Annotated in this window: 6 protein-coding genes; 2 read left to right on the top strand and 4 right to left on the bottom strand. The window is 72.2% G+C overall.

All coding sequences use genetic code 11. The features are described from left to right. Window positions 1-68 precede the first annotated feature (68 nt). Window positions 69-1,397, bottom strand: coding sequence for a lysine N(6)-hydroxylase/L-ornithine N(5)-oxygenase family protein (locus ACWF94_RS19875; RefSeq protein ID WP_453489725.1), 1,329 nt, complete (start codon window positions 1,395-1,397; stop codon window positions 69-71). Between the two features lie 77 nt (window positions 1,398-1,474). Here ACWF94_RS19875 and ACWF94_RS19880 point away from each other — a divergent pair, with 77 nt between their 5' ends. After that, complete coding sequence (locus ACWF94_RS19880) at window positions 1,475-2,422, top strand: methionyl-tRNA formyltransferase (RefSeq protein WP_453489728.1); 948 nt, start codon at window positions 1,475-1,477, stop codon at window positions 2,420-2,422. Between the two features lie 131 nt (window positions 2,423-2,553). On the opposite strand, the gene ACWF94_RS19885 is transcribed toward ACWF94_RS19880, so the two are convergent. The 3 genes from ACWF94_RS19885 to ACWF94_RS19895 are packed head-to-tail and all read right to left on the bottom strand — an operon-like array spanning window position 2,554 to window position 5,667. Beyond that, a complete protein-coding gene (locus ACWF94_RS19885; protein ID WP_453489730.1) occupies window positions 2,554-3,423 on the bottom strand; it encodes an ABC transporter ATP-binding protein in 870 nt (289 codons plus the stop codon). A gap of 40 nt (window positions 3,424-3,463) precedes the next feature. After that, window positions 3,464-4,639: a FecCD family ABC transporter permease gene (locus ACWF94_RS19890; RefSeq protein ID WP_453489733.1), complete on the bottom strand. Its 1,176-nt coding sequence runs from the start codon at window positions 4,637-4,639 to the stop codon at window positions 3,464-3,466. Between the two features lie 2 nt (window positions 4,640-4,641). Beyond that, window positions 4,642-5,667: a FecCD family ABC transporter permease gene (locus ACWF94_RS19895; RefSeq protein WP_453489739.1), complete on the bottom strand. Its 1,026-nt coding sequence runs from the start codon at window positions 5,665-5,667 to the stop codon at window positions 4,642-4,644. 173 nt (window positions 5,668-5,840) lie between these two features. Here ACWF94_RS19895 and ACWF94_RS19900 point away from each other — a divergent pair. Next, window positions 5,841-11,624 (top strand): amino acid adenylation domain-containing protein (locus ACWF94_RS19900; protein WP_453489736.1); only part of this gene is annotated, 5,784 nt, incomplete at its 3' end.

The following is an 11,624-nucleotide window of genomic DNA, read 5'->3' on the forward strand; positions in this document are numbered from 1 at the left end:
GCCGGGCCCCGGTGCGCGTACGACGCGCGCCCCGGAAAGGACGGGACAACCGCCCGGTCCGGTACGGCTCAGCCCACGCCACCGGCCGTCAGCCGCCTGGCGAGCAGTGAGGCCCGGATCTCCCCGGCCCGTACGGCCGTGTTCGACAGCAGCGTCGAGGTGAGACCGTGGGTGTGCTCGGTGCCGCCCTGAAGGTAGATGTCGGAGGTGACGCCGGCGACGGTGGCGACCCGGTGGTCCCGGCCGACGAGCAGTGCGTCCTCCTCGTCGCGCAGACAGAGTTTGGCGATCTCGCCGAGGCGTTCGCCGATGCCCTGCGGCTGGTACCCCGTCGCATGGACCAGCAGATCCGCCTCCAGCACCTCCCGTACGCCCGTGGGCAGAAACTCCACCGTGATGTTCAGCCGGTCCCCGTCGGCGTCGACCTCGCGGATACGGGAGACGTTCAGCATCCGCAGCCGCTGCCGTCCCTGGACCTTCTCCTGATACATCGTCCGGGACAGGGACTCGATGAGGTCGGTGTCCACGACCGAGTAGTTGGTGCCGCGGTGGTAGTCGAGGAGCGACCGCTTCACCTCGCGGGGCGCACCGTAGTAGAGGTCGACGGCCTCGGGGTCGAAGATGCGGTTGGCGAACGGGCTGTCGTCGGCGGGCGTGTAGCCGTACTTGGCGAAGACGGAGCATATCTCGGCGGTGGGGAAGCAGCGGTGCAGATAGTCGACCGCCTCCGCCGCGCTCTGCCCGGCGCCGAGGACGACGGCACGCCGGACGGCGGCGCCGCCGCTCAGCAGGCGGTCGACGCGGGGCATCAACTCGCTGTTGTGCCAGACGCGGTCGGACGGCACGGTCCCCGGGGGGAGGTGTGGTTCAAGACCGGTGGCGACGCAGATGCCGCGGGTGCGGCGGACGGTCCGGCGCCCGTGGTCCCCCGGGTCACGGCTGGTGACGTCGAACCAGCGGACCTCGCCGTCCTCGGTCACCGGCCGCACCGAGACGACCTCCGCGGAGTACTCCACGTCGGCGGCCACCCGGGCGGCGGCCCACTCCAAGTAGTCGTGGAACTCGACGCGCAGCGGGAAGAGCGTCTTCTGGTTGAGGAAGTCGACCAGCCGCTCCCGCTCCCGCAGATAGCACAGAAAGCTGAAGTCGCTGGTGGGGTCGCGCATCGTCACCAGGTCCTTCAGAAAGGACACCTGCATGGTGGCGTCATCGATGAGCATGCCCCGGTGCCAGCCGAAACGCGGTTGCCTCTCCAGGAATCCGGCCCGGAGCCGATCGCCCCCGGAGACTTGTGCGTTGTGCTCCTGGACCGCTATCGCGAGGGCCAGGTTGGACGGTCCGAAGCCGATACCCAGGACGTCGTAGATGGTGCCCGAACCACTGTGCAGTGTGTTCACCGCGTCATCGCCTCCCTAAGCAGGCACATGTTAGATAAGGTTAGCCTTACCTTGCAATGTCTCCAAGGAGGATTCACATGCGGGTCGTCATGTTCGGCTATCAGACCTGGGGCCATCGCACGCTGCAGGCGCTGCTGGACTCCGAGCACGAAGTGGTCCTCGTCGTCACCCATCCGAGAAGTGACCACGCGTACGAGAAGATCTGGGACGACTCGGTCGCCGACCTCGCCGAGAAGCACGGGGTGCCGGTGCTGCTGCGCAACCGCCCCGGTGACGGCGAACTCCTGCGGGCCCTGCGGGAGGTGGCGCCCGACATCATCGTGGCGAACAACTGGCGGACCTGGCTGCCTCCGGAGATCTTCGATCTGCCGCCGCACGGCACGCTCAATGTGCATGACTCGCTGCTGCCCGCCTATGCCGGTTTCTCGCCGCTGATCTGGGCGCTCATCAACGGCGAGCCGGAGGTCGGGGTGACCGCCCACCGCATGGACGCCGACCTGGACATGGGCGACATCGTGCTCCAGCGCTCGGTCCCGGTCGGGCCGGGCGACACCGCGACGGATCTGTTCCACCGGACGGTCGAACTGATCGGACCGATCGTGCGGGAGGCGCTGGAGCGGATCGCGTCAGGTACGGCCGTCTGGACCGCGCAGGACCGTTCCCGGGCGACCTTCTTCCACAAGCGGTCGGTGGAGGACAGCCGGATCGACTGGACCTGGCCCGCGGAGGACCTGGAGCGGTTCGTCCGCGCCCAGTCCGATCCGTATCCCAACGCCTTCACCCACCACCGGGGCCGGCGGATACGGATCGTCTCCGCCTCGGTGTCCAGGGGCCGTTACGGCGGCACACCCGGCCGGATCTTCATCCGGGAGGGCGACGGCATCGTCATCGTCGCCGGGGCGGACGCCCGCACGGGTCGCCGACACGGTCTGGTGGTGGAGCGGGTACGGACCGAGGACGGCACGGAGTACGCCGCGACCGACTACTTCCGTACGATGGGCGGCTATCTGACCGCCCGTCCATGAGCGGGGGCCATGTCCTCTGCGGGGGGCGGGGCGAGAGTGCGTAGCCCTCGATGGATGGATCGGCTCGGGTCCTGGCTGTGCACCGGACCCGCGCGCCGGGCCCTGAGCGCCGACCCGGCCCGTGAGCGGGTTCAGCCCGGGGCGGGGGTGGCCACCACCGCGTCGGGGGCCTCGTGGTGACGGCTCATCGGAATGATCATCGGCGTACCGCTGACCGGGTCGGCCGCGACCCGGCAGCGGAGGCCGAAGACCTCCTCGACCATGGCGGCGGTGATGACGTCCCCGGGGTCGCCCTCGGCGACGATCCGCCCCGACTTCATGGCGATGACATGGTCCGCGTAGCGGCATGCCTGGTTGAGGTCGTGCAGCACCATCACGACCGTACGGCTCTCGTGCCGGTTGAGGTCGGTGATCAGATCGAGGACGTCGATCTGATGCGCCAGGTCCAGATAGGTCGTCGGCTCGTCCAGGAGCAGTACGGGGGTGCCCTGGGCCACCGCCATCGCGATCCAGGCGCGCTGCCGCTGGCCGCCGGAGAGTTCATCGACGGGCCGGTCGGCGAGATCGGTCATGGCGGTGGCGTGCAGCGCGTCGTGCACGGCCCGCTCATCCGTCCCGGACCACTGCCGCCACCAGGTCTGATGCGGGGAGCGCCCCCGGCCGACAAGGTCGATGACGGTCAGCCCCTCAGGGGCGACGGGCGACTGCGGCAGGATACCGAGCCGCTGGGCCAGCTCCCGGGTCGGTATGGAGTGCACCGAGCGCCCGTCGAGCCGCACCGAGCCGGCCTTCGGTACCAGGAGCCGGGCGAGCGCACGCAACAGGGTCGACTTGCCGCAGGCGTTGGCACCGACGATCGCCGTGATCCGGCCGGGGGGGACGACGACATCGAGGTTCTCCACGACGACGCGGCTGTCGTACGCCAGCCGCAGGCCGTCGGCCCGCAGTTCGGGCCCGGCGGACTTACCGGACTTACCGGACTTCGATGGCCTGGGTGACATCGGTGACCTGGATGACCTGGATGACACGGGTGACATGGGTTCAGCCTCCTGAGCCGGCGCGGTTGGCGCGGATGAGCAGCCACAGCAGTACGGGGGCGCCGAGGACGCCGGTGACGATACCGACCGGCAGTTCCGTGCCGGTGATCAGCTTTCTCGCGATCAGATCGGACACCAGGACCATCAGGGCTCCGGTGAGCCCGGCGGTGACCGGCGGCGGTGACGGGGTACGGGCGAGGCGCTGGGCGATCTGCGGGGCGGCCAGCGCCACGAAGGCGATGGGTCCGGCCGCCGCGGTGCCGAAGGCGACCAGTCCCACCCCGCAGAGCAGGACGCCGAGCCGGACCGGCTGCACCCGCGTCCCCAGGCCCCGGGCGACATCGTCGCCGAGTTGGAGGGTACGCATCAGCCGGCCGAGCACCAGGGCCACGGGCAGCAGGAGGGCCAGGGCGATCGCCAGTGGGGTGACCTGGTCCCAGGTGCGGCCGTTGAGGTTGCCGACGAGCCAGCCGAGCGCGGCCTGCGCCTCCAGCCGTTCGCCTCGGGCCATCAGGTAGTCGGTGGCGCTGGTGCAGATCCAGGCGACGCCGATGCCGACGAGGACGATCCGGTAGCCGGTCGTACCGCGTTTCCAGGCCAGCAGATACACCAGCAGCGCGGCTCCCAGCGCCCCGGCGAGACCGAGTGTCTGGGTGGGCAGTCCGCCGCCCCAGCCGAGGACGATACCGGCGACGACCGCGGTGCCCGCGCCCTGGGTGATGCCGATCATGTCCGGGCTGGCGAGCGGATTGAGTGTGAGGGTCTGGAACAGGGCGCCGGAGACACCGAAGGCGATGCCGACGAGCAGGCCCGCCAGGGCCCGGGGCAGCCGCAGCTCCTGGACGATGAGCAGGGTGCCGGGGTCGCCTGAACCCACCAGGGCCCGCATCACATCGGTCAGCGAGTAGGGGATGTCGCCGACGGCGACACCCCAGCAGAACACCAGGAAGGCGGCGACCGCGAGGACGGCGCAGACGGCGGCCAGCCGGGGCCGCAGCACACCTGAGACCGGCGGGACGGCCAGCCGGAAGGTGACGCGGCCGGAGGTGCGGACGGCTTCCCGGCCGGACGGCCCGCCGACCGCCCCGGCCGGGCGGCTCCCGGGTTCACCGCCGGGTTCGCGCTCGGGTCCGCGGCCTGGCTCGCGCTCGGGTCCGCGGCCGGACAGGAGATCGGTCATGCTCACAGCTCCGCGAGTCGTCGGCGGCGGACCATCGCGATGAAGAACGGGCCGCCGATGAAGGCGACCAGGATGCCCGCCTGGATCTCCACCGGCCGGGCCAGCAGCCGTCCGGTGATATCGGCGGCGAGCAGCAGACAGGGAGCGAGGACCGCCGAAAGGGGCAGCAGCCAGCGGTAGTCGGGGCCGATCCCGGCGCCCTGGGTGAGGACCCGGGCCACATGGGGCACGATCAGGCCCACGAAGACGACCGGGCCGATGACGACGACCGCTCCCCCGGTGAGCAGGGTGACGGCGGTGACGCCCAGGACCCGGATGAGCCCCAGCTTCAGACCGAGCGAGGTCGCCACGTCGTCGCCGAGGGCGAGACTGTTCAGCGAGGGCGCCAGCGCCAGGGCGATGACGGCGCCGACGACGAGGAAGGGCAGCACGCGCAGCAGCACCTCGTGGTTCTGGCCGGCGAGCGAACCGGCGGACCAGAAGCGGTAGCGGTTCAGCGCGTCCGGGTCGGTCAGCGCGATGGCGCTGGTCAGCGAGAACAGCAGCGAGGTCACGGCGACACCGGCGAGCGCGAGCTTGACCGGTGTCGTACCGGACCCTCCGAGACCGCCCATGAGATACACCAGCACGCTGGCCCCCATCGCGCCCGCGAAGGCGAACCAGATGTAGCCGTGGACGGAGGTCAGCCCGATGACACCCACGGCGAGCACGATGGCGAACGCGGCACCCGCGCTGACCCCGAGCACTCCGGGGTCGGCCAGGGGGTTGCGGGTCAGCGCCTGCATCAGCGCGCCGGACAGCCCCAGCGCCGCTCCTGCCGCGAGGCCGAGCGCCGTCCTGGGCAGGCGCACGGACCAGATCGCGTTCTCGACCCGGGTGCTGGGCGGGTCGCCGAACAGGGTGTTCCACACCTGGTCGGGCGGAACGCTCAGCGCCCCGAACGTCATCGACAGCACGAGCAGCGCACACAGCGCCCCGCCGGGCAGCACCAGGAGGAGCGCCACGCGGGGGCGTTTCGCCGCGGTCACCAAGCTCCCCACGTCAACTTCCTTAGGTTAGGCACGCCTTAAATGTAGGCCAGTGCCGGGGCCCGGCCCACCCTCACAGGGGACACTGTTGGATTAGGTAATCCTTACCTTAGTATGTCGCGGACGACTCCGGCCCCTGGCCGGAACCGACCTGCTGGGGAGGCACGGCCACCTTGTCTGGTTCCGCACTTGTCCCTGAAGAAGTCCTGGCGTATTGGCGGCAGTTGCTCACCCCTTTGCCGCAGGAGACGGTGCTGCCGACGGACCGGCCCCATCCGCCGGCGCCGGACGGGAACCGGGCGATACGCACCCGCCCCCTCGGGCCGGAGGCGCAGGGCGCACCGGACGAGACGCTGCTCGCCGCGTACATCGCCCTGCTGCACCGCTACAGCGGCGCCCCCGATCTCACCGTCGGACACTCCGGGCTGCCGCTGCGCGTCCGGGTCGACGACGACCCGTCGTTCGGGGAGCTGATACGGCGGGTCGCGCGGGCCGCCGAGGAGGCCCGGGCACACCGGGTGCCGCTGACCGCGCTGGTGGACGCGCTGCAGCCGGAACCGGCGCGGGCAGGCGGACTGTTCTTCAACACCGCCTTCGACACCACGGCCGGTACCGACTCCGGCACAGCCTCCGGTGCCTCCTCCGGTGCCTCCTCCGACGCCACCGCCGGTACGGCCCCCAGCGCGGTATCCGGCAACATCGCCGGTACCCCCGCCCGTACCGCCTCCGCCTCCGGTGCCTCCGACGTCGGCGCCTCTGCCTCTGCCTCCGCCTCCGCCTCCGGCACCGGCGGCGACGAGGCGCCCGGCGGTCTCGACCTGGCGGTGGAGGTCCGGCCCGGTGAGGTGCGGGCGGTGTACTCCCCCGGCCTGTTCGACGAGGCGAGCGCCGACCGGCTCCTCGGCCACTACGCGACCGTACTGGCCGACGGTCTGGCCCGCCCCGGGACTCCGATCGGCGCGCTGGCCCTGATGCCCCCGGACGAACACCGGCGGGTGGTCCAGGAGTGGAACGACACCGGCCACGGTGTGCCGTCCGCCACCTGGCCCGCGATGTTCGCCGGGCAGGTGCGGCGGCGGGGCGACGCCGTGGCCCTGGTGTTCGCGGACGAGCGCCTGACCTACGCCGAACTGGACGAGCGGGCCAACCGGCTCGCCCACCTCCTGATCGCCCGGGGCGCGGGCCCCGAGCGGATCGTGGCGCTGGCCCTGCCGCGTTCGGCCGATCTGATCGTCGCCGAGGTCGCCGTACTGAAGTCCGGTGCCGCCTATCTGCCGGTCGACCACGACTACCCGCCCGACCGTATCGCCTACATGCTGGGCGACGCCGGGCCGGTCTGTGTGGTGACGGCCGAGGACAGCGCGGAGGACATTCCCGGACAGGACGGCGTCGCCCGGGTACTCCTCGACTCCCCCGGCACCGTGGCCGAACTGGCGCTGATGCCCGCCCACGACCCCACCGACGCGGACCGGGGACGGCCCCTCGGTGTCGACAACGCCGCGTATGTGATCTACACCTCGGGGTCGACCGGCCGCCCCAAAGGGGTCGTCCTCGCGCACAGCGGGGTGGCGAAGCTGGTGGCCACCCAGAGCGAACGGTTCGGCATCGGACCGCACAGCCGGGTCCTCCAGTTCGCGTCGCCGAGTTTCGACGTCGCGTTCTGGGATCTGTGTCTGGGGCTGCTGTCCGGTGGCCGGCTCGTCGTCGTCCCCGCCGAGCGCCGGGTGCCGGGCGCCCCGCTCGCCGAGTACGCCGAGGCCAACGGCATCACCTTCATGATCCTGCCGCCCGCCCTGCTGGCCGCCATGCCCGACGACGTACGCCTCCCCCCGGCCGCCACCCTGCTCGCCGGAACCGAGCGGGTCTCCCCCGAGTTGGTGGGCCGGTACGCGCGCGGCCGGATGATGTTCAACGCGTACGGGCCGACCGAGGCCACCACCAACTCCACCCTCGGACTGTGCGATCCGGACACTCCCTCCGGCGCGATCGTCCCGATCGGTGTCCCGGACCCCGGCACCCGGGCCTATGTCCTCGACGACCGTCTCCAGCCGGTTCCGCCGGGAGTGGCGGGTGAGCTGTATCTCGGGGGCTCCGGGCTGGCGCGCGGCTATCTCGGCAGGCCCGGTCTCACGGCCGAACGGTTTGTCGCCGCGCCGCCCTCGGTGCCCGCCGCGCCCGGGGAGCGGCTCTACCGGACCGGCGATCTGGTGCGCTGGAAGGCCGATGGGCGGCTGGAGTTCCTCGGCCGCACCGACGCCCAGGTCAAGATCCGCGGATTCCGGATCGAACCGGGCGAGATCGAGTCCGTGCTGCGCCGTCATCCCGGTGTCGACCAGGTCACGGTGATCGCGCGTGAGGACCGGCCCGGTGACCGGCGGCTGGCCGCGTATGTCGTGCCCGCGCTGGACGCCGGGCCCGGACGCGACGGGACCGAGCGGGTCGAGGAGTGGAAGGACCTGCACGAACTCCTCTACAGCGCCGCGGGGTCCGAGGGGTTCCGCGAGAACTTCGCGGGCTGGAACAGCATGTACGACGGCCGCCCGATCCCGGTCGATGAGATGCGCGAGTGGCGGGACGCCACCGTCGACCGCATCCGCGGACTCGGCGTGTCGCGCCGGGTGCTGGAGATCGGTGCGGGCAGCGGACTGATCCTGTCCCGTATCGCGCCCGGGTGCGAGACCTACTGGGGCACCGACCTCTCGTCGGAGGCGGTACGGGCCCTGCGCGCGCAGGTGGACGCCGTACCGGAACTCGCCGGCAGGGTGGAGCTGAGCGCCCGGCCCGCGCACGACACCGGCGGACTGCCCGAGGGGTTCTTCGACACCATCGTCATCAACTCGGTGGCCCAGTACTTCCCGGGACCGGAGTATCTCGCCGATGTCCTGCGCAAGGTGTCCGCGCTGCTCGCGCCGGGCGGCCGGATCTTCGTGGGCGATGTGCGCAATCTGCGGCTGCTGCGCACCCTTCGGGCTGCGGTGGAGACCAGGCGGTCCACCGACGCCGACAAGGCCGCCCTGCGGGCGGCGGTCGATCAGTCCGTGCTCTGGGAGGGCGAGCTGCTCCTCGACCCCGGCTTCTTCGCCGGGCTGCCGGACTTCGACGCCGAGATCCACCTCAAGCGCGCCGCACATCACAACGAGCTGAGCCGCTACCGGTACGACGTGGTGCTCCGGCCGCGCCCCGCGCGCGAACCGGTGACGACAGGGACCGACGGGCCCGCCGCCGGGTCGGCGGGTACCGCCGCAGCGGAAGCGGGCGTGTCGCCGGACGGGCCAGGGCGCGCCCGGCGACCCGCCGGAGACACCGCCGGGCGCGAGGTGCACTGGTCGGGGCTCGGCGGGCTCGGGGAACTCGCCGGGCTGCTCGCGGCGCGGCCGTCCAGGGTGCGGGTCCCCGGGGTGCCCAATGCCCGGCTGGCCGGCGATCTCGCGGATCTGCGGCTACTGGAGGGCAGCAGCGGGCCGGCCGGCGAGAGCGCCGACCCGGAGGACTTCCACGCGCTCGGCGCGGAACACGGGTACCGCGTGGCGGTCACCTGGAACGGACACGCCGACGACGGCAGCTTCGATGTCGTACTCGACGCGGGCGACGCGCCGATGGGGGTGCTGTACCGCCCCGGCGGGGACTTCCCCGTCGCCAACCGCCCGGCGCCGTTCCGCGACATCACCGCACTGCTCAAGGCACTGCGGGCGCACGCCGCCGAGTGGCTGCCGGAGTACATGGTTCCGTCCGCCTTCGTCCCGCTCGGGCAGTTGCCCGTCACCCCCAGCGGCAAGCTCGACCCCAAGGCGCTGCCCGTGCCGGACTACGGCGCGCTCAGCTCCGGACGGGCACCCCGGGGAGCCCGGGAGGAGCTGCTGTGCGCGCTGTACGCGGAGGTGCTGGGCCTCGCCTCGGTCTCCGCCGAGGACGACTTCCTCGCGCTCGGCGGGGACAGCATCAGCGCGATCCAGCTGCTGATCCGGGCCCGCCGGGCGGGGATCAGGCTGACCGTACGCGATGTCTTCCGCCACCGTACGGTCGCCTCCCTCGCGGCGGTGATCGCCGAAGGCGACGGGCAGGCGTCGGAGGCGGCGGCGGTGGCGGTCGACGGGCCGCTGCTGGTGCTCGACCACGGCGAACTCGCACAGCTCCAGGGCACGGACCCGCTGTCCGTGGCGGAACTGCTTCCCCTGGCCCCGCTTCAGGAGGGCTTCTTCTTCCACGCCCTGGCGGGCGGCGGCGAGGGCGACGCGTATGTCGTCCAGCAGACCCTGGAGCTGACGGGACCCGTGGACGGCCAGGCGCTGCGCCGCGCCGCGCAGGCGCTGCTGGACCGGCACGCCCCGCTGCGGGCGGGCTTCCGGCAGCGGCCGGACGGCACGCCCGTACAGATCATCGCCCGGGGCCTGGAGCTGCCGTGGCGTGAGGCCGAGGCGGCGGATGGGGAAGCGGCCGACGCGATCGCCGCGCAGGAGCGTGCCCTCGGTTTCGATCTGGCGCGTCCACCGCTGCTGCGCTGCGCGTTCGTGCGGCTGGGGGGCGGGCGGAGCCGACTGGTCCTGACGTTCCACCACATCGTGGCGGACGGCTGGTCGCTGCCGGTGCTGCACCGCGAACTGCTGGCGCTGTACGGGCCGGACCCCGCGCCGCTGCCCGAGGTCGCGCCGTACCGCACCCATCTGCGCCGGCTGGCGGGCCTGGACCGCGAGGCCGCGCGGGTGGCCTGGCGGGCGGCGCTCGCCGGTCTCGACGAGCCGGCCAGGCTGGTCACGACCCCGGCGGACGGTCGGCCCCCACGGCCGGAACAGGTCCGGCTGGAGCTGTCCGAGCGGACCACCGCACGGCTGTCGGAGCGGGCCAGGGAGCTGGGCGTCACCCTCGGCACGGTCGTCCAGACCGCGTGGGGGCTGCTGCTGGGCAGGCTGACCGGCCGGGACGATGTCGTGTTCGGCACCACCGTCTCGGGGCGGGACGGCGCGGTCGACGGCATCGAGTCGATGGTGGGCCTGTTCATCAACACCCTGCCGACACGGTTTCGCTGGGCACCCGCCGATCCGCTCGCCGCGCTGCTCACCCGGCTCCAGGACGAGCAGGCGAGCCTTCTGGACCATCAGCATCTCGGGCTGGCCGAGATCCAGCGGGCGGCGGCGCGTCCCGCGGGCGGCGGTGACCTCTTCGACACGCTGGTGGTGTTCGAGAACTACCCGGGCGACACGGAGCTGTCCGACTCCTCCGGGGCTGTCCGTATCACCGGGCACGCCTTCCATGACGCGGTCCACTATCCGCTCGCCCTGATCGTGAAGCCGGGGCGGCGGCTCGATCTGCGGCTCAAGCATCATGCGGAGCGGCTGGAGGGGAGCCGGGTCCGCGCGCTCGCCGAGCGGCTCTCGCGGATTCTTCAGGCGCTGGCCGACGACCCGGCCCGCCCGGCCGCCGCCGTGGAGCTGCTGTCGGCGCGGGAACTGGCGAACGCCCATGCCACGGGCGCCGAGCGCGAGGTACCGGAGACCACGCTGGCCGCCGCGTTCGAGGCCCGGGTGTCCCGGGCGCCGGGCGCCGAAGCGGTGATCTTCGGCGAGGAGTGCCTCACCTATGCCGAACTGGACACCCGTGCCGCCTCGCTGGCGGCGCGGCTGCGGGCCGGCGGGGCGGGGCCCGGGAGTGTCGTCGCGATCGCCGTGCCGCGCTCGGTGGAGCTGATGACGGCTCTCCTCGGTGTGCTCAAGTCCGGTGCCGCCTACCTCCCGATCGACCCGGACTATCCGGCCGACCGGGTGGCCCATATGCTCACCGACTCCGGTGCCACGACCGTGATCACCACGGCGGAGACGGAGCGAGGGCTCCCGGAGGTCCCGGGCCTGACGGCCCTGGTGCTCGACGGCGCGGACCACACGGTCCGCGCGGCCCATGACCAGACGAGCCGTACAGACCGCACGGCGCACCCACACCACGACCACACGGACCGTACGGACCAC

The organism is Streptomyces sp. NPDC055078 (assembly GCF_053607985.1).